19 protein-coding genes and 2 tRNA genes are annotated in these 22,690 nt (G+C 69.3%); 8 read left to right on the forward strand and 13 right to left on the reverse strand.

Annotated features, from left to right (window positions below; translation table 11 throughout):
- On the reverse strand, positions 1-1,437 hold a 1,437-nt coding region (locus Q2100_RS18310), incomplete at its 3' end, for an acetyl-CoA carboxylase biotin carboxylase subunit (RefSeq protein WP_302915207.1).
- A gap of 8 nt (positions 1,438-1,445) precedes the next feature.
- Positions 1,446-3,020, reverse strand: coding sequence for a carboxyl transferase domain-containing protein (locus tag Q2100_RS18315; protein ID WP_302915208.1), 1,575 nt, complete (start codon positions 3,018-3,020; stop codon positions 1,446-1,448).
- Positions 3,021-3,115: 95 nt separating this feature from the next.
- Here Q2100_RS18315 and Q2100_RS18320 point away from each other — a divergent pair, with 95 nt between their 5' ends.
- Positions 3,116-3,733 carry an SACE_7040 family transcriptional regulator gene (locus Q2100_RS18320; protein ID WP_264015488.1) on the forward strand — a complete coding sequence of 206 codons (618 nt, stop codon included), beginning with the start codon at positions 3,116-3,118 and terminating at the stop codon, positions 3,731-3,733.
- 12 nt (positions 3,734-3,745) lie between these two features.
- On the opposite strand, the gene Q2100_RS18325 is transcribed toward Q2100_RS18320, so the two are convergent.
- The 3 genes from Q2100_RS18325 to Q2100_RS18335 all read right to left on the reverse strand — a co-directional run bounded on the left by Q2100_RS18325 (position 3,746) and on the right by Q2100_RS18335 (position 6,145).
- Entirely contained in the window at positions 3,746-3,901 is a 156-nt protein-coding gene (locus Q2100_RS18325) for a DUF6131 family protein (RefSeq protein WP_264015489.1), read from the reverse strand.
- A complete protein-coding gene (locus Q2100_RS18330; RefSeq protein ID WP_264015490.1) occupies positions 3,898-4,161 on the reverse strand; it encodes a hypothetical protein in 264 nt (87 codons plus the stop codon). The genes Q2100_RS18325 and Q2100_RS18330 overlap by 4 nt, the downstream gene beginning before the upstream one ends.
- A 91-nt stretch (positions 4,162-4,252) precedes the next feature.
- On the reverse strand, positions 4,253-6,145 hold the full coding sequence (locus tag Q2100_RS18335) for an alpha/beta hydrolase family protein (RefSeq protein WP_302915209.1): 1,893 nt from the start codon (positions 6,143-6,145) through the stop codon (positions 4,253-4,255).
- 87 nt (positions 6,146-6,232) lie between these two features.
- On the opposite strand from Q2100_RS18335, the gene Q2100_RS18340 reads away from it, so the two are divergent.
- Positions 6,233-6,958, forward strand: coding sequence for an MmpS family transport accessory protein (locus Q2100_RS18340; RefSeq protein ID WP_302915210.1), 726 nt, complete (start codon positions 6,233-6,235; stop codon positions 6,956-6,958).
- On the opposite strand, the gene Q2100_RS18345 is transcribed toward Q2100_RS18340, so the two are convergent.
- Entirely contained in the window at positions 6,955-8,274 is a 1,320-nt protein-coding gene (locus Q2100_RS18345) for an MFS transporter (protein ID WP_264015493.1), read from the reverse strand. The two genes, Q2100_RS18340 and Q2100_RS18345, sit on opposite strands and share 4 nt — an antisense overlap.
- A gap of 87 nt (positions 8,275-8,361) precedes the next feature.
- Between Q2100_RS18345 and cmrA the strand changes: the two genes are divergently transcribed.
- Entirely contained in the window at positions 8,362-9,168 is an 807-nt protein-coding gene (cmrA, locus tag Q2100_RS18350; protein ID WP_302915211.1) for a mycolate reductase, read from the forward strand.
- 52 nt (positions 9,169-9,220) lie between these two features.
- Here cmrA and Q2100_RS18355 read toward each other — a convergent pair whose 3' ends face one another.
- Positions 9,221-10,801, reverse strand: coding sequence for a helicase HerA-like domain-containing protein (locus tag Q2100_RS18355; RefSeq protein ID WP_302915212.1), 1,581 nt, complete (start codon positions 10,799-10,801; stop codon positions 9,221-9,223).
- 82 nt (positions 10,802-10,883) lie between these two features.
- Here Q2100_RS18355 and orn point away from each other — a divergent pair, with 82 nt between their 5' ends.
- Complete coding sequence (gene orn, locus Q2100_RS18360) at positions 10,884-11,531, forward strand: oligoribonuclease (RefSeq protein ID WP_264015496.1); 648 nt, start codon at positions 10,884-10,886, stop codon at positions 11,529-11,531.
- 52 nt (positions 11,532-11,583) lie between these two features.
- Positions 11,584-11,656, forward strand: a tRNA-His gene (locus tag Q2100_RS18365).
- Positions 11,657-11,722: 66 nt separating this feature from the next.
- On the opposite strand, the gene Q2100_RS18370 is transcribed toward Q2100_RS18365, so the two are convergent.
- Positions 11,723-13,969 carry a fused MFS/spermidine synthase gene (locus Q2100_RS18370; RefSeq protein ID WP_302915213.1) on the reverse strand — a complete coding sequence of 749 codons (2,247 nt, stop codon included), beginning with the start codon at positions 13,967-13,969 and terminating at the stop codon, positions 11,723-11,725.
- Between the two features lie 109 nt (positions 13,970-14,078).
- Complete coding sequence (locus tag Q2100_RS18375) at positions 14,079-15,299, reverse strand: L,D-transpeptidase (protein WP_302915214.1); 1,221 nt, start codon at positions 15,297-15,299, stop codon at positions 14,079-14,081.
- A gap of 155 nt (positions 15,300-15,454) precedes the next feature.
- Between Q2100_RS18375 and Q2100_RS18380 the strand changes: the two genes are divergently transcribed.
- A tRNA-Lys gene (locus tag Q2100_RS18380) sits at positions 15,455-15,527 on the forward strand.
- Between the two features lie 401 nt (positions 15,528-15,928).
- Entirely contained in the window at positions 15,929-16,093 is a 165-nt protein-coding gene (locus tag Q2100_RS18385) for a hypothetical protein (RefSeq protein ID WP_264015499.1), read from the forward strand.
- 8 nt (positions 16,094-16,101) lie between these two features.
- Here the strand turns inward: Q2100_RS18385 and Q2100_RS18390 are convergent, their stop codons facing one another.
- Entirely contained in the window at positions 16,102-16,326 is a 225-nt protein-coding gene (locus tag Q2100_RS18390) for a DUF3618 domain-containing protein (protein WP_264015500.1), read from the reverse strand.
- 95 nt (positions 16,327-16,421) lie between these two features.
- Between Q2100_RS18390 and bcp the strand changes: the two genes are divergently transcribed.
- Positions 16,422-16,895 (forward strand): thioredoxin-dependent thiol peroxidase, encoded by a 474-nt coding sequence (bcp, locus tag Q2100_RS18395; protein ID WP_302915215.1) that lies wholly within the window; start codon positions 16,422-16,424, stop codon positions 16,893-16,895.
- Here the strand turns inward: bcp and Q2100_RS18400 are convergent.
- From Q2100_RS18400 to Q2100_RS18410, 3 genes are all read right to left on the reverse strand, one after another.
- Positions 16,892-18,238 carry a dipeptidase gene (locus Q2100_RS18400; RefSeq protein WP_302915216.1) on the reverse strand — a complete coding sequence of 449 codons (1,347 nt, stop codon included), beginning with the start codon at positions 18,236-18,238 and terminating at the stop codon, positions 16,892-16,894. The two genes, bcp and Q2100_RS18400, sit on opposite strands and share 4 nt — an antisense overlap.
- Before the next feature lie 35 nt (positions 18,239-18,273).
- Positions 18,274-18,669 (reverse strand): holo-ACP synthase AcpS, encoded by a 396-nt coding sequence (gene acpS, locus Q2100_RS18405; protein ID WP_264015503.1) that lies wholly within the window; start codon positions 18,667-18,669, stop codon positions 18,274-18,276.
- A gap of 60 nt (positions 18,670-18,729) precedes the next feature.
- Positions 18,730-22,690, reverse strand: a 3,961-nt coding sequence (locus tag Q2100_RS18410; RefSeq protein WP_302915217.1) for a beta-ketoacyl synthase N-terminal-like domain-containing protein, incomplete at its 5' end; no start/stop codon positions are given.

Genomic DNA, 22,690 nt, shown 5'->3' on the forward strand with positions numbered 1-22,690 from the left:
GCCGCCTGCCGGCCACCCGCGCAGCCACACGACGGCGGCGGACGCGATCAGCTGGTCGTCGCCGATCGGGACCGGCACGAAATCCGGTGTCCGGCGGTCGAGCAGCCCGGTGTCGAGGCGGCCGGCCGCCACGTCGGGATCGGCCAGCAGGAAGCGCAGGAAGTCGATGTTCGTCGTGACGCCGAGGACGGCGGTGCCCGCGAGCGCGCGGTCGAGGGTGCGCAGGGCCGCGGCCCGGTCGTCGCCGTATCCGATGACCTTGGCCAGCATCGGGTCGTAGTCGCTGCCGATCACCGAGCCGGCGCGGATGCCGGAATCCACCCGGATGCCGGGGCCGCGGGGTTCGGCCACGTCCAGCACGGTTCCGCCGGTGGGCAGGAAACCGTTGACGGGATCCTCCGCGTACACGCGTGCCTCGATCGCGTGGCCGCGCAGCACGATGTCGGATTGCGCGAGCGTGAGCGGGTGCCCTGCGGCGACCCGCAGCTGCTGCTCGACCAGATCGATGCCGGTGACCAGTTCGGTGACCGGATGTTCCACCTGCAGACGGGTGTTCATCTCCATGAAGAAGAACTCGTCGGGCCGGTCGGCCGACACGATGAACTCCACGGTGCCCGCGCCGGCGTAGTCGACGCTGCGCGCGGTGTCGCAGGCGGCGGCGCCGATCCGGTCCCGGGTGGCGGCGTCGAGCAGCGGTGACGGCGCCTCCTCGATCACCTTCTGGTGGCGGCGCTGCAGGCTGCATTCGCGTTCCCCGAGGTGCACCACGGCGCCTTGCCCGTCGGCCAGCACCTGCACCTCGATGTGGCGCGGGTTGAGCACGAACCGCTCCAGGAACAGGGTGTCGTCACCGAACGCTGCGGCGGCCTCCCGCCGGGCCGAGGTGAGCGCGGCGGGAAGGCCGGCGGCCTCGCGCACCACCCGCATGCCCTTGCCGCCACCACCGGCCGACGGCTTCACCAGCACCGGGTAGCCGATGTCGACCGCGCCGGCGATCAGGTCGTCGTCGGTCAGTCCCGGGCGCGACACCCCGGGCACCACCGGGACACCGAACGCCGACACCGCGACCTTGGCAGCGATCTTGTCGCCCATGGTGCGGATCGCATTCGCGGGCGGACCGACGAATGCGATGCCCGCCTCGTGCAGCGCCGTTGCGAATTCCGCGTTCTCCGAGAGGAATCCGTACCCGGGATGTACGGCCTGGGCACCGGTGCGCCGGGCCGCGTCGATGACCGCGGCGATGTCGAGGTAGCTCTGCCGCGCGGGCGCGGGTCCGATGTGGACGGCGACGTCCGCCGCGGCGACGTGGCGTGCGTCGGCGTCGGCCGTGCTGTAGACCGCGACCGACCGGATGCCGAGCGCGCGCAGCGTCCCGATGACGCGCACGGCGATCTCGCCGCGGTTCGCGACCAGAACGGTGTCGAAGAGAGTCGTCATGTCGCCCGTCACATCCGGAACACGCCGTAGGAGACCGGCTCGAGCGGGGCCTGCCCCACCACCGAGAGAGCCAGTCCGAGCACGGTTCTGGTGTCGACGGGGTCGATGACCCCGTCGTCCCACAGCCGCGCCGTCGAGTAATAGGGATTGCCCTGGTGTTCGTACTGGTCGCGGATCGGGGCCTTGAACGCCTCCTGCTCCTCGGCAGGCCACGGATCCCCCGCCGCCTCGCGGGCGTCCGCACGCACCGTCGCGAGCACCGACGCCGCCTGCTCGCCGCCCATCACCGAGATCCTGGCGTTGGGCCACATCCAGAGGAACCGCGGCGAGTACGCCCTGCCGCACATCGAGTAGTTGCCCGCGCCGTACGAGCCGCCGATCACCACCGTCAGCTTGGGCACCCGCGCACAGGCAACCGCCGTCACCATCTTGGCGCCGTGCTTGGCGATGCCGCCTGCCTCGTAGTCGCGGCCGACCATGAACCCGGCGATGTTCTGCAGGAACAGCAGCGGCGTACTGCGCTTGTCGCACAGTTCGATGAAATGCGCGCCCTTGAGCGCGGATTCGCCGAACAGCACCCCGTTGTTGGCGACGATGCCGACCGGATGGCCGTGGATGCGGGCGAAACCTGTCACCAGCGTCGTGCCGTATTCGGCCTTGAATTCCGAGAATTCGCCGCCGTCGACGATCCGGGTGATCACCTCGTGCACGTCGTAGGGCACCCGGGCGTCGACGGGAACCACGTCGTAGAGCTCGCTCTGGTCGGCCACCGCGTCGACCGTCGGCGCGACGTCCCAGGGCGGCGTGCTGCGCGGGCCCAGCGTCGCGACGATGCGCCGCACGATGCGCAGGGCGTCGCGGTCGTCGTGGGCGAGATGGTCGGTGACCCCGGAGGTCTTGGAGTGCAGTTCGCCGCCGCCGAGGTCCTCGGCCGTCACCACTTCTCCTGTGGCCGCCTTCACCAGCGGCGGACCGCCGAGGAAGATGGTGCCCTGATTGCGCACGATGACGGCTTCGTCGCTCATCGCGGGCACGTACGCCCCGCCCGCGGTGCAGGATCCGAGCACCGCGGCGATCTGCGCGATGCCGCGCGCGGACAGGGTGGCCTGGTTGTAGAAGATGCGGCCGAAGTGGTCGCGGTCCGGGAACACCTCGTCCTGCCGCGGCAGGAAGGCGCCGCCGGAGTCGACGAGGTAGATGCACGGCAGCTGGTTCTGGCCGGCGATCTCCTGCGCGCGCAGGTGCTTCTTGACCGTCACCGGGTAGTAGGTGCCGCCCTTGACCGTCGCGTCGTTGGCCACGATCATGCACTCGCGCCCGGAGATCCGGCCGATGCCGGCGATCATCCCGGCGCCGGGACACTCGTCGTCGTACATGCCGTCGGCGGCGAGCGGCGCCACTTCCAGGAACGGGCTGCCCGGGTCGAGCAGGCCGTCAACCCGGTCGCGCGGCAACAGCTTGCCGCGCCCGACGTGGCGCTCCCGTGCCTTGGCGGGACCGCCGAGGGCGGCGGTGGCCAACTTGTCGCGCAACTGCGCCACCAGGGCGAGGTGATCCTCGCGGTGTGATGACCGCGGCGTCATCGCAGCACCCGTCTTTTGAGTTAATGAGGAATAACTCATGGTATGTTAGTGGCGATTAACCGAGATGTCCACCGCCGAAATCGAGGAGCCGCAGTGTGACCTCTCCGGCGCCGCAGGACGGCACCCGCCGCAGCCGGGCGAAATCCGACCGCCGCAGTCAGCTCATCGCCGCGGCGGAGCGACTGGTGGCCGAAAAGGGCTATCTCGCCGTGCGGTTGGAGGACATCGGCGCGGCGGTGGGAGTGAGCGGACCCGCCATCTACCGGCACTTCCCCAACAAGGAGGCGATGCTGGTCGAACTGCTGGTCGGCATCAGCACCCGGTTGCTCGCCGGGGCTTCGGAGGTGGTCGCCGGCACCGACGACGCGGCAAGCGCGCTCGAGGGGCTCATCGACTTCCATCTGGACTTCGCACTCGGCGAGTCCGACCTGATCCGGATCCAGGACCGCGATCTCGGCCATCTCCCCGATCCCGCCAAGCGGCAGGTGCGGAGAGCGCAGCGGCAGTACGTGGAGATCTGGGTGTCGGTGCTGCGCCGGTTGGACGACACCGTGGGTGAGGCCGACGCCCGGCTGATGGCGCACGCCGCGTTCGGGCTGCTGAACTCGACGCCGCACAGCGTGAAACCCTCGACGACGAGAGCGGCCGAGGCCAGCTCGCGTTCCGTCCTGAAGAAGATGACGGTCGCTGCGCTGACCTCGGCCGGTCGCTGAGGTAACTGAGAGCTAATACCAGACTTTTCGGCCACCCACCGCGCGTCCGGTCGAGCCCAGGATCCACAGGACGACACCGATGACGATCAGGACGACGCCGATGTACATCACTATCGGGATGCTGATGAAGTATCCCAGCAAGGCCAGGATGATTCCGAGGATGATCATGCCAACACTCCAATCTTGTATTCGATTGTCTGCCCGGAGGGTTCGGGCAGGTCACTTGCGCTTGGCTCCGGAACATTGACGTTGCAGTCAGCCTTCGGATTGACGCCGAAGTAGTTGAGCGGTCCCGCCACCACCGTGAGGGCGATGTTGGCTGCGGTTGCGCAGTTCGCGTCGCCGGTCTTGAAATAATCGCGCTGATAGGCAGCGAAGACGCCGATCAGCAACCAGATGAGCACAATCAAGCCGAGTAGGCCCCTCATGCCGTGCCTCCATCCCTTTTGCGCCCTAGTGGCGCAGCACGAGTTTTACCCAACCGACAAATTCTCCAAACCTCGCGTCAGCGACCAGGGCTCATCCGATGGCGGTGGCGGCGAACGCCTTCATCAGCCACTGACGCATCGCGTTGACCAGCACCGCACGGTTCTCCCGCTTGACGATCTCGTGGCCGTCGTCGTCGAACGTCAGGAGCTCGGCTGTGCGGTCCAGCGATCGCAACGCCTCGAACATTTGCTGCGATTCGCTCGGGGGCACGTTGGTGTCGTTCGCACCGTGCACCAGCAGTAGCGGAGCGGTCAACGCGTGCACCCGCAGCAGCGGCGACAGCCGCTCCAGCAGCTCCCGGTCGCCGATCGGATGGCCGTATTTCGGATACGCCGCGGCGGCGATCCACGGCTCCGTGGTGCGGTACCAGGTGTTGAGATCGCTCATCCCACAGATGCTGATGCCCGCCGCGAACAGTTCGGGGTGGAATGCCAGGGCGGCCTGGGTCAGGTATCCGCCGTAGGACCAGCCGCAGCAGGCGATCCGGTCGGCCGATACGGCCTCGCGATCGATGAGGAAGTGCACGCAGTCCGCGACGTCGTCGATGGCCGCGAAACGCAGCTCCTTGTCGTCGGCGTGCATGAACGCCCGCCCGCCGCCACCGGAACCACGGACGTTCGGGGTGAACACGGTGATGCCCGCCTCCAGCAGCGGCGGATAGAACTCGTTGTAGCCCGGCCGCGACTGCCCCTCGGGCCCGCCGTGCAGGAAGATCATTGCGCCGATCGGTTCCACGGGGGCGGGCGGCCGGTAGAGCCAGCCGCTGAACTCCAGCCCGTCGCGTGCGGTGACGAATTCCAGTGTCGGGTCCGCGGTCAACGGCCCGAGGCTCGGCTCGCGGTGCACGCGTTCCCATTCGCGGGTGCGCGGGTCGACCAGTTCGATGGTCGGCGGCAGCGACGGACTCTCCACCGTCATCGCCACCATCGACCCGCCTGCGCTGATGGTGAGCTCGGTGGCCACCAGGCCGGGCAGCGGGATCGGCGGACTCAACGTGTTGTCCGCGTACTCCAGGATCTGTAACTCGCTGCAGCCGTGCTTGTTCCACAGCAGCGCCACGGTCGACAGGTCGTCGCTGACGACGAACTCGTCGAGATCGAACCCCGGCTTCTCGGCGAGCACGTGGTACGACACGCCGTCTGCGGTGCTGGTGACCTCGATGAGCCGGGCGTGCGAGGCCCCGTTGTCACTGCGGATCAGCGCCCGCACGAAGCCCTCGGTGCTGTTGAGGCCATAGGTCTTGGCCGGGTGGTACAGCTCGAAGGACTCGCCCGTCGTACCGGCGCGCAGCCGCCGCGGGGTGTGGTCGTCGAGGATGAAGCCGAGGTCGGTGGTCGAGCCGGGATCGTAGGGCAGCAGGGCGAACTCGGTGAGTCCCCGCAGCAGGATCAGGTCCCGGTACCCGCGCGGTCCGACGCGCACCAGCGCAGCGCCGGCCCAGGCGTCGACCAGCCGGCCTGCGGTGCGCCGGTCGAGCACCACCGTGCTGCCGTCGGCCGGGTCGATCAGGCACGAACTGCCCACCCCATCCTCGCCGGTGAGGATCGCCGCGACCTGCGTGCCGTCCCAGCCGATCAGCTCGGCGCTGCCCTCGGGATGTCCGTGGGGCCAGCTGTCGATCCGGCGGGCGTCGCGGTCATCGGGATCGTTTGTCACCACCCAGATCTGGAATCGGTCGCTGCCGTCCGGTGCGACCTGGCAGGCCAGCCAGTGACCGTCCGCGGAGTGCATCACCCTGGTGACCGGGCCCTCGACCGGCAGTTCGACGTCACGCGACGAACTCGCGCGCCAGCCCCGCAGGAACCGCTGCACCGCCCGTGGGAAGCCACCGTCGTCGACGAGGTGGGCGAATGCCGTCGCATCCGGCGACAGTGACGCGCCGTAGTTCGCCCGCACCTGCCGTCTCACGCCTTGATTGTCCATCGTGTCCGGCGGCGGGGTCGGCCTCCCCCCGGAACCGAGCCGCCGCGACAGCGGCTTACGCGGGTACCCTGCGACCATGAGGTGGGCATGACCGGATCGCGTCGCGACGGCGAGGAGCCGGGCTATCACGACCCCGCGTACGCCAACCAGCCGCCGTACGGCAATTACCCGCCACCCACCGGGCCCGCCCCCACCCAGCGGCTGCCGCAGTACTCGCAGTACGGCTACGACCCCGCCGATCCGTATGCCGCCGGCCAGTACGCCCCCCACGAACCGGCCGAACCCCCGCCCGGCGAGCCGAAGTCGCCGCAGTGGCTCTGGTGGGTGGCCGCGGCCGCGGTGCTGGTGGTCGTCGGACTGGTGATCGCCCTGGTCATCTCGAACAGCTCCCGCCAGCAGACGGTCGTCGCACCGGCACCGGCGATGCCCGAGCCAACCGCCACCAGCACCACCCCGCGCACGACCACCACCACCTCGCCGAGCCCAAGGCCGGTGCTCCCGCTGCCCACCACCTCGGCGCCGACACCGACGACGACGGTGTCCGGGCAGACCGAGACCGTCACCTACGACGTGTCGGGCGACGGCCGGGCGATCAGCATCACCTACACCGACAGCGGCGGGCTCCCGCAGACCGAGTTCAACGTGATGCTGCCGTGGAGCAAGCAGGTGGACCTGCCCGCGCCCGCGCAGAGTGCCGCGCGGATCAGCATCATCAACCTCGGCAACCAGGTGTCCTGCACCGTCTCGATCAACGGCGTGACGACCGAGCAGCGCACCGGAGCCGGGCTGACGATCTGCGCGGGACTCGGCTAGCGCGGACGCTTCGGCACGCGCACGAACAGCATCGCGATCAGGCCGAGCGCCAGCACCGCGGCCAGCCCGCCCATCCCGGCACGATCGGTGCCGAACAGCGCGATCGCCGAGGCGAAGAACCACGGCGCCAGCGGCGACGCCGCCCGCCCCGTGGTGGTGTACAGCCCGAACGCCACGCCTTCCTTGCCCTCCTCGGTGATGCGCAGCATCTGGGTGCGCGCCGACGACTGGGTCGGTCCGACGAACAGGCACAGCAGCAGCCCGCAGATCCAGAACGCTGTGGTGCCGTCGAGGGTGATCAGCACGATCGAGACCACCACCATCGACGCCAGCGACCCGACGATGACGGGTTTGGAGCCCACCCGGTCGTCGAGCAGTCCGCCGAGCACCGCGCCCAATGCGGCCACCACGCACGCGCAGACCCCGAACAGCAGCAGGTCGGCCTGGGACACGCCGTAGACCGCCCCGCCCAGCACGGCGCCGAACTGGAAGACCCCGGTCAGGCCGTCCCGGAAGATCGCGCTGGCGACCAGGTAGTAGACGATGTTGTGGTCGCGCCGCCACTGGTCCTTGAGCTCCGCCCACAGCTTCCGGTAGGCGCCGAGGAAGCCGACCCGCGGCAGCACGTCGACCGGGGCCTCGACGCCGCGCTTGAGCAGCAGCGGGATGGCGAACAGCACGAACCAGGCGGCGGTGAGCAGCATGGCCGCGCGCACCGGCCAGCCGTCCGCGGCGGTGATGCCGAAGAATCCGCGGGTCGGGCCGTCGCCCTGCACCAACCCGAGATAGACGATGAGCAACAGCCCGACGCTGCCGAAATATCCTGCCGCAGCACCGAAGCCGGAGATGCGACCGGAACTCTCCGGCGTGGACAGGTTCCGCAACATCGCGTTGTACGGCACCGTCGCCAGATCGCTGCACGCCGCCGTGAACGCCAGCAGAATCAGGCCCGGCCACAGATAGCGAGGGTCGTCGCGGATCAGGCTCATCGAGGCGGTCGAGGTCACCGCGACGCCGGTCAGCACGATCAGCATCGGGCGCCTGCGGTGCGCGGCGTCGACCCAGATGCCCGTCGCCGGTGCGAGCAGCGCGACGATCAGACCGGACACGGTCAGCGCATTACCGAGCCAGCCTGCCGGCGTCGTCGGCCCGGCCAGGCCCTCGCCGACCTGTCCGGTGAGGTACACCGAGAACACGAAGGTGATGACGATGGCGTTCATCCCGGTGGCGCCGCAGTCCCACAGCGCCCACGCGACGACTCCCGACCGCGGCGGGGTCCGCTCGGGCGATGCGGGCGGACGCGACGACACGCTCATCGCCGCCCACCCTAGTGGCAGCCGCCCGTCCACGGCCCCCGGTGCAGGCCGGGAGGGCGCGGTGCGGCCCGCGATATAGTCCCGCCCATGCCGATTCCCGCTCCCCGCCCCGAATCCCGCGCGGTCGTCACCGGCGCCTCTCAGAACATCGGCGAAGCCCTGGCCATCGAACTGGCCGCCCGCGGACACCACCTGATCATCACCGCCCGCCGCGGCGAGGTGCTCGCCGCGCTGGCCGACCGGTTGACCAAGCAGTACGGCGTGACCGTCGAGGTTCGGGCCGTCGACCTGGCCGATCCGAGCGCGCGCACCGAGCTGTGCGACGAACTCGCCGGACGTGACATCTCGATCCTGTGCGCCAACGCGGGCACCGCCACCTTCGGTCCGCTGTCGCGGCTCGATCCGGCCGACGAGAAGGCGCAGGTGCAGCTGAACGTCCTCGGCGTGCACGACCTGGTGCTCGCCGTGGTGCCCGGCATGGTGGCGCGCCGGGCAGGCGGCATCCTGATCTCGGGCTCGGCCGCAGGCAACTCACCGATCCCCAACAACGCCACCTACGCGGCGAGCAAGGCGTTCGTCAACACCTTCAGCGAGTCGCTGCGCGGTGAACTCAAGCGCGACGGTGTGCACGTCACGGTGCTGGCGCCCGGACCGGTGCGCGAGACGCTGCCGGACACCGACGAGCAGTCGCTGGTCGAGAAGCTCATCCCGGACTTCCTGTGGATCTCCACCGAGTACACCGCCAAGCTGTCGCTGGACGGCCTGGAGCGCAACAAGATGCGGGTGGTCCCCGGCGTCACGTCCAAGGCGATGTCGGTGGCCAGCGGCTACGCCCCGCGGTCGATCGTCACGCCGATCGTCGGCGCCGTGTACAAGAAGCTCGGCGGCGACTAGTCATTTCGGCGCGCTCACGATCGCTGGGCGAACGTTTTCGCGCCGAGATCCCTCAGCGGCGGCGACGGCGGCGGCCGGTGCCGAAGATGCTGCGGGTGATCTCGCGGCCGATCACCGTGCCCGCCGAACGCATCGCGCTCCTGAACGCGGGACTGTCGGTCATCTTCTCGAAGAAGCCGGGTTCCTCCGGGGCGGCGGGTGCCGGCATCGGCGGCACGTCGACCTGCGTCGGCACCGGCGGCAGGTCCGCGGGCGGGGCCACCTCGGGCGGCGGGGCCAGCTTGGCGGCGAGCCGCTCGTAGGCCGAGTCGCGGTCGACGGTCTGGCCGTACTCCGCCTGCAGCGGACTGGCCTTCGCGACCGCGGTGATCGCCTCGGTGCCGATGGTGTCCATCAGCGATCGCGGCGCCCGCATGCGCGTCCACGCCACCGGCGTCGGCACGCCCCGCTCGGAGAGCACGGTGACGACCGCCTCGCCGATGCCCAGCGACGTCAGCGCTGACTTCAGTTCGTAGACATCGGTTTTCGGGTAGGTACGGACGGTCTTGTTCAGCGCCTTCTCGTCGTCGGGCGTGAATGCGCGCAGCGCGTGCTGGATGCGGGCGCCGAGCTGGGACAGCACCTCGTTGGGGACGTCGGTGGGCAGCTGGGTGCAGAAGAACACCCCGACACCCTTGGACCGGATCAGCTTCACCGTCTGTTCGACCTGGGCCAGGAACGCCTTCGACGCGTCGTCGAACAACAGGTGCGCCTCGTCGAAGAAGAACACCAGCTTCGGCTTGTCGATGTCACCGACCTCGGGCAACGAGGTGAACAGATCCGCCAGCACCCACATCAGGTACGTGGAGAACATCACCGGGCGGGCGGCCTGAGCGCCCAGCTCGAGCAGTGTGACGATGCCGCGTCCCGACGCGTCGACCCGCAGCAGGTCCGCAGGCTCCAGCTCCGGCTCGCCGAAGAAGGTGTCGGCGCCCTCGGCCTCCAGGTTGACCAGCGCGCGCAGGATCACCCCGGCGGTGGTCGTCGACACCGCGCCGAGCGCCTTGAGCTGCGGCTTGCCCTCGTCGCTGGTGAGGAACTGGATCACCGATCGCAGGTCCTTCAGGTCCAGCAGTGCCAGGCCCTGCTGGTCGGCCCAGTGGAAGATCAGACCCAGCGTCGATTCCTGGGTCTGGTTGAGCCCGAGCACCTTCGACAGCAGGATGGGCCCGAAGCTCGAGATGGTGGCGCGCACCGGCACACCGACGCCCGACGTGCCGAGGGACAGGAATTCCACCGGGTAGGCGGTCGGCGCCCACTCATCGCCGGTGTCGCGGGCCCGCTCGGCGGTCTTCTCACCGGCCTCCCCCGGCCGGGACATCCCGGACAGGTCGCCCTTGACGTCGGCCATCAGCACCGGCACCCCGGCGGCGGAGAGTTGTTCGGCGAGCACCTGCAGCGACTTGGTCTTGCCGGTGCCGGTGGCGCCCGCCACCAGACCGTGCCGGTTCACCGTGGCGAGCGGAATGCGCACCTTCGCCGTGGCGTCGGCGGCGCCGTCGATGACCACGGTGCCCAGCTCCAGCGCCTGACCCTCGACGGCGTAACCGGCGGCGATCTGCTGGGCTGGGGTGGCGCCCGACTCGGTCGACATGGGCCACACAGTACTTGCCAAGATCACGGTCCCGACGGGTACGGCCGCCGGTCCGGCGGGGGTGCGAATACTGTGGAGCGCTGTGCGCGAAGAACTGGTGTGGATCGACTGCGAGATGACCGGACTGAACCTGAGGTCCGACCGGCTCATCGAGATCGCGGTGCTGGTCACCGATGCCGACCTGAACATCCTCGGCGACGGCCTCGATGTGGTCATCCATGCGCCCGACGAGGCGCTCGACTCGATGGTCGACGTCGTCGCCCAGATGCACAAGCGGTCGGGTCTCACCGAGGAGGTGCGGGCCGCCACCGTCGACCTGGCCACCGCGGAGCGACTCGTGCTCGACTACATCCGCGGACACGTCAAGCAGGCCAAGACCGCACCGCTGTGCGGCAACTCCATCGCCACCGACCGCGGCTTCATCGCCCGCGACATGCCCGAACTCGACGAGTACCTGCACTACCGGATGATCGACGTCAGCTCGATCAAGGAGCTGTGCCGGCGGTGGTACCCGCGGATCTATTTCGGCCAGCCGGAGAAGGGCCTGGCGCACCGGGCGCTCGCCGACATCCACGAGTCGATCCGCGAGCTGCGCTACTACCGCCGCACCGCGTTCGTCACGCCGCCGGGCCCGTCGACCAGCGACATCGCCGCCATCGCCGCCGAGCTGGGCCCCCCGGGCACCGACGCGAGCGATAACGATTCGGCCGACGAGGCATCGAGCGGCTAGTATCGACGACGCCGCGAATGCCCCCGGGTTCCCGATGGGCACTGCGGCGATGGTGGCTGTAGTTCAGTTGGTAGAGCACCAGGTTGTGATCCTGGATGTCGCGGGTTCGAGTCCCGTCAGCCACCCCGAAGAGACACCGCCCCACCTGCCTGTGGCAGGTGGGGCGGTGTTCTTCGTCCGGGTGTCCCGCCTCAGTTGAAGCCCCACTCGGTGGTCATGTTGTCGTCGGTGATCGTCGGCGCACCCTCGGTGCGTGCCAGGATGCCCTCGCGGGTCTCCATGTTCTCCCCGGGTTTCTTGGCAGGGCCGTAGTCGGCGGACAGTGAATCGGCCAGGGCCAGGACTTCGTCGAGGCGCGCCTGGTGCTTCGTGTCGGCGAGGTCTAAGACGGGCCTGCCTTCGATGCGGTACTCGCGCAGAACGCGCTCCCAGCGGCGGCGGTCGACCGCGATCGGAGATTCGCTGACGGCCATGAAATTGATGAAGCGCAGTGCGTTCGGGTATTCGAGCGCACCGGTGCGCTGCGCTTCGGCCGACCCGGTCGTGTTGTAGAAAGACACTCCGCCGGGCTTGAGGTGGCCGCGGACCAGGTCGAGATACTCCTTCGACAGCAGGTCGGTGGCGTGTGCGCGCCAGCTGAAGCTGGTGTTCTGCACGATGAAATCGAACTTGCGGTCGGGATTGCGGGCCAGCCAGCGCCTGCCGTCGTCGATGACGACGTTCATCTTCGGGTTGTCCAGAACGCCCGCCTCGCCGGGGTAGTTCTTCATCACGTTCAGGTAGGCCGGATTGATCTCCACCACGGTCAGGTTCTCGACCTGTGGATTGTTCGCGATCACCTGCGCCCAGGAACCGGACGACAGCCCGATCATCAACACGTCGCGCGGCGCTTCGTGCAGCAGGCTGAGGGCGTAGGCGCGGACGATCAGGTTGCGGTCGTCAACCAGGTCGGTGGAGAAGTCGCCGTCGTAGACACCGCCGCCCTGGATCTCGCCGTCCTGCGTGACACTGACCACGCCGCTCTTGTTCTCGGCCAGGTGCGCGAAGCGCTGCCCCGCATAGTCGTGCTTGAAGTAGAGCCGCTCGTAGACACCGTCGAAGAGCCATGGCTGCACGAAGACGATCACCACCGCCGTCAGCGCGATGGCCGCAGCGCGCGTGGTCAGCACCTTCTTCTGGCGCGTACGGCCTCTGGCGGCCAGCAGGAGCACGAGCGAGAGCGCGATGCCGAGCAGCGCCAGGAAGAGCGAGATGCCGCCGAGGGTCCAGTGATCCATCAGCACGAAGCCGGTGATCAGGCTGCCCAGCGCCGAACCTGCGATGTTGGCGAGGTAGAGGTAGCTCAGTCCCTCCCCCGCGCGGGCGTCCGGCGCGATGGCGATATGGCAGATCAGCGGGAAGATCGCGCCAAGCAGGCCCGCAGCGACGGCCACCAGCGGCAACGAGGCGCCCCAGTGCAGCACGCTGGTGATCAGCGCCGCCGCCGGCACCAGCAGATAGCTGGCGAGATTGGCGAACAGCACGAAGCCGGACAGCGAAGCCACCTGCTCGCCGGCGGCCGACTCACGGCAGAAGCGCCGGCTGGCCAGGGCGCCGAGCGCGATGCCGAGCAGGTAGCAGCCGAGCAGCAACGCGAAGGCCTGCGCGACGCCGCCGGATGCGAACGAGTAGACGCGGTACCAGAGGATCTCGTAGCTCAGTGCGATGTAGCCGCAGAGCGCCGACAGCAGCAGCGCGAACCAGAAACCGCGAGTGTTGAACTGCGTCAGCCGCTCGCCGGGCGCGACGCCGGCCCTTGGCGACCTCACCTGGGCGATCAGGGCGCCGACACCGACGGCCAGATTGATGCCGCAGGCGAGCGTGACGGCGCCCTGCTGTCCCAGCAGACGCATCAGGAACGCCGCGACGATGAAGCAGGCGAAGGCGCTGCCGAGGGTGTTGACGAAGTACAGCAGCCCGACACTGCGCCCCACGTTTCCCGAGTGCTTCACCAGGTGCGCCGTCAGCAGGGGCAGCGTGGCGCCCATCAACAGCGTGGGGATCAGCACGAGCAGGAACGTGAACAGCGCGGTCAGCGGCGCGCTCATCTGAAGGGTCAACTCGCCCACGGCGTGGAACAGGCCCAGCGAGAAGAAGCCGAAGACGCCGATGCCGATCTCGACGGCCCCGAACACGCCGAGCAGCGGTAGGCCCAGCCGCGACAGCCGCCCGCCCGCAAAGCTCCCGAGGCCCAGCCCGAGCATGAACGCCGTCACCACCACCGTGACGCTCTCGACGTTGATGCCGTAGATCGTGAACAGCGAGCGCTGCCAGACGAGTTGGTAGATCAGCGCCGGGACGCCCGAACAGAAGAAGATGGCGCAGATCACCGCCAGGTTCGCCCGCGGGGCGGCTACCGAAGGGTCCACCGGCGGGGCGGCCACCGACTGTTCAGCCATGCCAGGCCCGGCGCGCGGTCAACGCTGCACAGCTCGTCGCGGTCCCGCTGAAATCGGACACTCCCAGCTTCTCGGGCCCACGGCGCGGGCCTCGTCGTCGGTCCACGGATCAGATGGCGGCGTTGCCGTCCTTCCACTGGCTCCACGGAATGTTCCAGTCGCCGAGTCCGTCCGTGCCGGGCAGGACGGAGCCGACGGTGTTCACCACCTCGACGATGTCACCGCGCTTGGTGTTGTCGTAGAACCACCGGGCGTTGGACGTGCTGACGTTGATGCAGCCGTGGCTGACATTGCTGTAGCCCTGGCTGCCCACCGACCACGGCGCCCCGTGCACGTAGATGCCGCTGTAGGACATCTGAGTGGCCCAGTCGACCTCGGTGCGGTACCCGTTCGGCGAGTTGACCGCCACACCGTAGGTCGACGAGTCCATCACCAGGTGGGAGTACCGGTCCCCGATGATGTACGTGCCGTTGTTCGTCGGGGTGCTGTTCTTGCCCATCGAGATCGGCATCGTCTTGACCACTTCGCCGTTGCGGCGGACGGTCAGTGTCTTGTTGTTGTCGTCGGCGGTCGCGACGACCTCGTCGCCGATGGTGAATCGGGTCTTGACGTTCTCCTGGCCGAACAGTCCGTCGCCGAGGTCGACGCCGTAGGTGTTCACGGCGACGTCGACGGTGGTGCCGGGCTTCCAGTACTGCGCTGGGCGCCAACGGACTTCACGGTTGCTGAGCCAGTAGAACGCGCCCTCCACCGGCGGGGTGGTCTTGACGGTGATCGCACGCTGGGCCGCGAGCCGGTTCGGGATGTTCTCGTCGAAGCGCACCGCGATCGGCTGGCCGACGCCGACGACCTCGCCGTCGTTGGGCAGCACGTACGGCATGGTGAGATTCTCGGGCGAGTGCGTCTCGAAGCTCATCTCCCTGCTGGTGGCGCCGCCGAGGCCCAGCGACTCCGCGCTGAGCGAGTAGCGCTTGTTGTAGCCCAGCGGCTCGGTGGTCGCCCACGACAGCCCGTCGGGGCTGAGCTGACCGGCGACCGGCTCACCGTCCTCGTTGGTCATGTTGACCGCGCCGAGCACACCGCCCTCGGCGCTGACGGTGACCGGAGTGTCGACGGCCACGCCCACCGCGCCGTCGGTGACCGACGCCGTCAGCTTCGGCATCAGCAGGTCGCCGAACGGGGTGCCCTTCTCGGAGATCACCTGGGGCTGCTGTGGCGCCGACTCCCCGCCGCAGCCGCTCAGGCCCAGTGCGAGCACGGGGATCAGGGCGATGGCCAGCCACCAGACCCGGTTCTTACGCGGACCGGTTACGGCTCGGACCTGCCTCATTCTCTCCTCCACCTCACGACCTACGGTCGGTAACGACGACTTATTGGCAATAGTCTAAGGGCAAAGTCGGGCAACGGCTCATTCGCGCTGAGCCGTCCCTCAGGTCCCGAACTGATTTCGTACCCCGCCACCCGAACTGTTACTCTCGCTGTCGCGCGCCGTTAGCTCAGTTGGTAGAGCAGCTGACTCTTAATCAGCGGGTCCGGGGTTCGAAACCCTGACGGCGCACTCGTTTTCCTCAGGTGCGGTGCGGGCGTTCCAGCCCGCACTGCTCCCTTCTCCCTGGTCTGCCCACTGCGGGCCGTGTCACAGGCACCTCGGCGAGCCGCGCACGATGCCGCCGATCACCCTTCCGTGCAGTTCACACGCGCCCACTTTGCGGTTGACGTTTGCGACAATTTGTCAACCGTTCGCCGCGTCCGACGGCTCCAAATGTGCTGCAGTTCACTGAGCGGGCGCATACCGGTGGTATGTCCACTACCGGTAAACAGTTGCGGGTCACGTCAGGCAAGTCACATTTTCGCAGTCAAAGGACCCTCACCACCGGACCTGCTGCTACCATCGAGTTAGCTGACCGCTCCGCGACACGGTTCGGTCAGCGGTCACCGACGAGATCGAAGGCTTAGCTGATGTCCACTGCAGGCGCACCCCGGGCGGCGAGCACACCTGCCTCGACGCCGGACGACGAGGTAGCTGCCCCGCTGTACGTGCACAGCTGCAGCAGGCTCGGCCGTCGCGCCAATCCGCCACGGTTGACGATCGCCGACTGGCTGTTGTCCGGCCGGCGCCGCTGATCAGCGCGTCAGCGCCTCGACCTGCGCACGATCACCAGCACGACCACCACACCAACGCCCGCGAGTGACGCCGCCACCGCGGGCGTCTTCACGAAACGGATCAGACCGGCCTTGACGTCGTTGGCGACGCGCTGTGGGTTCGCGCGCTCGGCGAGCGAGTCCACCGTGGCGGCCAGCTGATCGCGGGCCTGGTCGATGTCCTGCTTGATGGTGTCGGGATCTCGGTCCGCCACGTCTGCCTCCACCTCGGTCGCTGCTCTGCCGCACTACCCTAGATCAGCCGGTGTCCATCGGTGGGCACCGGCCGACAGAAGGGTTACCCAGACGCATGCCACAGACTCCTCGTCTTGAGGTCGGCGACACGGCGCCGTCGTTCAGCCTGCCCGACGCCGACGGCAACACCGTCGCGCTGTCGGACTACAAGGGCCGCAAGGTCATCGTGTACTTCTACCCGGCCGCCTCGACGCCTGGTTGCACCAAGCAGGCGTGCGACTTCCGCGACAGCCTCGGTGAGCTCAACGGCGCCGGCCTCGACGTGGTGGGCATCTCCCCCGACAAGCCGGCCAAGCTGGCGAAGTTCCGGGACCAGGAGGGCCTGACGTTCCCGCTGCTGTCCGATCCCGACAAAGAGGTGCTCACCGCGTGGGGGGCGTTCGGAGAGAAGACGATGTACGGCAAGACCGTTCAGGGCGTCATCCGCTCGACCTTCGTCGTCGACGAGGACGGCAGGATCGCCGAGGCGCAATACAACGTCCGGGCCACCGGGCACGTCGCCAAGCTGCGACGCGACCTGTCGGTCTAGCTGCCGGTCGCGTCGCTTCCGCCCAGTTTCGCCAGCAGCAGCGCCTCGGCGGTGGCCGCCCGTTCGAACACCCCGAGGTGCAGGCTCTCGTTGACGCTGTGCGCCTGCGTCCCCGGGTCCTCGACGCCGGTGACCAGGATCGCCGCCGACGGGAACGCCGCGGCGAACTCGGCGATGAACGGGATCGAGCCGCCCATCCCCATGTCCACCGGTTCACTGCCCCACGCTTCACGGAACGCGGCCCGCGCGGCCTCGTAGACCGGGCCTGCGGCGTCGATGGCGTAGGGCTGACCGACGTCGCCGGGCGTGACGGTGACGTGCGCGCCCCACGGGACGTGCGCTTCGAGATGGCGGGTCAGCGCGTCGAGGTGGGCACGGGCGTCGCCGCCGGGAGCGACGCGCATGCTGACCTTGGCCCGCGCCCGCGGGATCAGCGTGTTGGAGGCCTTGTCGATCGGCGTCGTGTCGATGCCGATCACCGTGATCGCGGGCTTGGCCCACAGCCGCTGCACCACAGAGCCCGAACCGATCTCGGCGACGCCGTCGAGCAGACCCGTCTCGGCGCGCACCCAGTCGGGGCCGCGGTCCACGTCGGCGGCGCTGCCGACGTGCAAGCCTTCGACCGCCACGTTGCCCTCGTCGTCGTGCAGGCCGGCCAGTAGGCGCACCAGCACCGACAACGCGTCCGGCACGACGCCGCCCCACAGGCCCGAGTGCAGGCCGTGGTCCAGGGTGGCGACCTCGACCACGCAGTCGGCCAACCCGCGCAGCGACACCGTCAGCGCCGGTACCTCGGTGCTCCAGTTGTCCGAGTCGGCGATCACGATGACGTCGGCGGCGAGCAGATCTTTGTGCGCCTCGAGCAGTGCTCCTAGGGATGGCGACCCGGACTCCTCCTCGCCCTCCACGAACACCGTCACCCCGACGGGAGGGGCGCCGCCGTGCGCCCGGAATGCGGCCAGATGCGTCGCGATACCCGCCTTGTCGTCGGCGGTGCCGCGGCCGTACAGCCGCCCGTCGCGTTCGGTGGGATCGAACGGCGCTGTGCGCCACTGCGAGTGATCGCCCTCGGGTTGCACGTCGTGATGGGCGTAGAGCAACACCGTCGGCGCACCGGGAGGCGCCGGATGGCGGGCGATGACGGCCGGGGCGCCGCCCTCGCTGACGATGCGGACGTCATCGAATCCGGCCTCCGACAACAGCTTCGACACCGCTTCGGCGCTGCGCTGGACCTCGGGGCGGCGCGCCGGATCGGCCCACACCGACTCGATGCGGACCAGTTCCTCGAGGTCGGCGCGCACCGACGGCAGCACGTCGCGGACGCGCTCGACGACATCACTCATGGCGACGAGGGTAGTGGCACGCTCGCGGGAAAGGACTAGTCGGCGGATTCCAGGATCGCCACCGCCGCGGCCGTATCGGCCTCGTGGGTCAGCGAGACGTGGATCGTCACATCCTGGAGATGCTTGGCGATGTCACCCGACAGCCGCACCTTCGGCCGGCCCCACATGTCGGTGACCACCTCGATGTCGCGGTGGATCCCCTCCGGCAGCGCGGGCCGCTTGGAGAACCGCGATCCCGACCACGCCTTGATCACGGCCTCCTTGGCCGCCCACCGGGCCGCCAGATGCCGGGCCGCCGACGAACTCTTGTCCGCGGCGTCCCGGCGCTCCCCCGGCGTGAACGTCTCGGAGAACACCGTGCCCGGGCGGTCGACCTGTTCGGCGAACTCCGGGATGGAGACCAGGTCGATGCCCACACCCACTATCGCCACGCAGCGACCCTAGCCCACGCCGGTGTGCTCATCGGTGCTGGTTGCTCTTCGCGCAAGCGCTCATCGGCCGTACACGTCGCCGTCACCGAGCCTCGACGCCGCGTCGAGCAGCATCGCCGCCTCCTGCCGCTTCTCCGACCCGTCGTGGCCGAAGCGCCGATCCGCGGGCCGCTCGTACATCGGGCGACCGCCGGCGATCGCCGACGCCAGCCGGCGACGGCCGGCGAGCGTGCGCTGGTCCGCGCGGCGGCTGTAGTCCTCGCGCTGCTCGGGATCGAGCGTGGCGAGGAACGCCTGCGGGTGCACCAGCGCGATGAGCCCGGACACGTGCCCGAAGCCCAGGCTGGTCACCAGGCCGGCCTTCAGCGGGAACTTCTCCCCCAGCCGCAGCGTCTCGCGCGGCCAGACGAAGTGCCCGGAGGTGGCCATCTCGTCGTCGACGCAGTCCAGGCTGCGGTTCGGCGGGATGACCCCGTCGCGCAGCACCTGGCACAGGCCCATCATCTGGAACACCGCGGCACCGCCCTTGGCGTGGCCGGTGAGCGTCTTCTGGCTGACGATGAACAGCGGCGCCCCCGCCGACCGGCCCATCGAGTCCGCGAGCCGCTCGTGCAGCTCGGTCTCGTTGGGATCGTTGGCCAGCGTCGAGGTGTCGTGCTTGTAGATCACCGCGATGTCGTCGGCGCCGACGCCCAGCTTGGCCAGCGAGCAGGCCAGCACCGAGTCCCTGCCGCCGCGACCGGCGCCCAGCGCGCCGAGTCCCGGTGCCGGGATGGAGGTGTGCACACCGTCGGCGAAGCTCTGCGCGTAGCCGACGACCGCCAGCACCGGCAGACCCATCTTCACCGCGAGGTCACCGCGGGCCAGCAGGATCGTGCCGCCGCCCTGGGCCTCGACGAAGCCGAGCCTGCGCCGGTCGTTGGCGCGGGAGAACTTCGAATCGCTGATCCCCTTGGCGCGCATCATCTGGGTGTCGGCGGTGGCCGCCATGTCACCGAAGCCGATGATCGCCTCGAGCGTCAGGTCGTCGAAGCCGCCGGCGACCACGAGTTCGGCCTTGCCGAGCCGGATCTTGTCGACGCCTTCCTCGACCGACACCGCCGCGGTGGCGCACGCGCCGACCGGGTGGATCATCGCGCCGTAGGAGCCGATGTAGGACTGCACGACGTGCGCGGCCACGACGTTCGGCAGCACCTCCTGCAGGATGTCGTTCGGCTTGTTCCGGCCCAGCAGGTTGCCGTGATACATGGTCTGCATCGACGTCATGCCGCCCATGCCGGTGCCCTGCGTGCTGGCCACCAGGCTCGGGTGCACCCAGCGCATCAACTCGGTCGGGCTGAAGCCTGCCGACAGGAACGCATCGACCGTGGCGACGATGTTCCACAGCGCCACCCGGTCGATCGAGTTGGCCATGTCGGGCGTGATGCCCCACACCGTGGGATCGAAGCCGGTGGGGATCTGCGCGCCGACCGTGCGGGACAGCTTGGTCTTGCGCGGCACCCGGATCTCGGTGCCCGCCTTGCGGATCACCTGCCAGTCGGCCGAATCCGGGACCGGGCGCACCACGGTGTGCTCAGGATCGAACTCGACGAATGCGCGGGCCTCGTCCTCCGACGACACGACGAACGAGAAGTCCTTGTCCAGGAACACGCTCACCAGCAGCGGCGAGGCGTGATCGGGGTCGATCGCGCCGTCGTCGACGAATTCGCGGATGCCGCAACGCTCCACGACGGTGTCGTGATAGCGCTCGACGAGCTCCTCCTCGGGGACCAGGTCACCGGATGCGGCGTCGTACCAGCCCGGCTTCGGGTCGTCCTCCCAGGTGATCAGGCCGGTCGTCCACGCCAGCTCGAGAACGCCTGCGGCCGACAGTTCGTTGTCGACCTCCATCTCGAAGCGGGTCCGCGACGAACCGTAGGGCCCGAGTTCGGCGCCGCCGACGATCACCACGAGGTCCGCGGGGTCGACGTCGAGGTCGGCCCACTCCGGTGCGGGCGCCGGGCCGTCCAGCCGCGGCGGCGCGGGCAGCGCGGCGATGGTGCCCGGTGTGGGCCCGTCCTCCGGCAGCGTCTCGGTGGTCATCTCCTCGCGCGCCTTGGCCGCCAGCGCCGCCATGTCGAGCTCGACGTCGCCGAGGCCGCCGGTGAGGTCCACCTCGAGCGGCTCGCGGGCTGCGGACACCTTCGCGTCGATGTCGCACAGCGCCAACAGCATCGACGCCATCTCGGCGGTGGTGTAGGTGGTGACGCCCGCTTCCTCGACGGCACCCACGATGGCGTCGTTGTGACCCATCAGGCCGGTGCCCTTGGTCCAGCCGATCAGCGCGTGCGCCAGCGAAACCCGCTGCGCCCAGGACGATTCGGCCTTCCAGCGGGTGACCAGCGCATCGAGCGCGGACTTGGCCTCGCCGTACGCGCCGTCACCGCCGAACATGCCGCGGTTCGGTGAGCCGGGCAGCACCACGTGCAGCCGCGACGCGATGTCGCGCTCGGCGCCGATGCCCGACAGGCCGGCGATGAGCCGCTGCACGGCCCACAGCAGCACCTTCATCTCCATCTCGGAGCGCGAACCGGCCTCCGACATGTCGCCGGCCACCTTCGGAGCGGCGAACGGGAACAGCAGCGTCGGCGTCTGGGCGTCCTTGAGGTGGATCGACTGCGGCCCGAGGCTCTCGGTCTGCTCCGAGCCGACCCACGACACCAGTGCGTCGATGTCGTTGTAGGAGGCCATGTTCGCCGGCACCACCCACAGCGTCGCGCCGAAGCGCGCACTGTCGCGGTAGAGCGACTTGTAGAACTCGAGCCGGGCGTCGTCGAGGCGCGAGGTGGTGGCGATCACCGTCGCCCCGCCCTCGAGCAGCTGCGCGGCCACCGATGCGGCGATCGAGCCCTTCGAGGCGCCCGTCACCACCGCGACCTCGTCGCTGTAGCGGCCGCGGCCCGGGTTCTCCGCGCCGGCGGCGATCCGGCCGAACAGCGATGCGTGCACATTGCGGCCCGCCGCCAGTGCCCTGCCCTGCCACCAGTTCGCCTGGGTGGCGACCACGTGGCCGGCGCCCTCGAACCGTTCGGCCAGTCGCGGCCAGTCGGCGTCGACGTCGTTCTCCTCGGCGAGCCAGATCTTCACCAGATCCTCACGGGCGCTCGCCCAGCGGTCGTCGAAGACGACCGCCTTGCGACCGTCGAAGACCGGTGCGACCAGCCGCGGCCAGTCGGAGCCGAGTTCGGTGGTGACCAGGTCGATGAGCTCCGCGTCGCTGGCGGACTCGGGCGCGGTGACCGGCTTGTCGAGGCCGAGCTGATCGAGGACCAGGCGGGCCGCCGAAGCCAGCACGCCGTCGCGACCGGTGACCTGTTCGGCGAACTCACCGAGCGCGGCGGAATCGACTACACCGCCCGCGGCGCCGCCCGCCGACGGGAGCGTCACGGAGACACCCTTGCGTGCGGCCACCGCCGTCACGGCGCCGTCGACGACCTTGTCCACCGATGCGGCGTCGGCGAGCGCACCCTCGTGCAGTCCGCCCAGACCGCCGCCGCGCACGCTGCTGCCCTCACGGGTGCCCAGTGCCACCTCGACGGTGACGTGCTTGACCCAGCCGTCGCCGAGCTCCCAGGTCTTCTTCACCCGCTCGGCGATGTAGGCCGGGCGCTTGCCGGACGGGCCGAGCACGGTGCGCAACTGGTCGTTGATCGCATCCGAGAGCACCGGGCCGAACGGCTTGTAGGTGCGGGCCAGCTTGGTGACCTGACCCTTCAGCGCGGCGAGGTCGGCCTCGGCCGCACCGTCGATCGCGCCGAGGTTCAGCTCCGAGCCGAGGTCGACCAGCAGCTGATTGCGCCGCGACGACGCACCGTCGGTGATCGACTCGATGGAGTCCAGCCCCTCGATCTGATCGAGGCGCATCTTGGCCGACAGGGCGATCAGCGCCACCGTCGCGTCCGCGGCGTCGAAGCTCAGGTCGTCGGGACGCGGGCCACCCGACAGCGCCGCCGGAGCGGCCTGCGCGGGCGCGGCTGCCGCC

This window comes from Mycolicibacterium arseniciresistens (assembly GCF_030519285.1).
GTDB classification, from domain to species: Bacteria; Actinomycetota; Actinomycetes; order Mycobacteriales; family Mycobacteriaceae; genus Mycobacterium; species Mycobacterium arseniciresistens.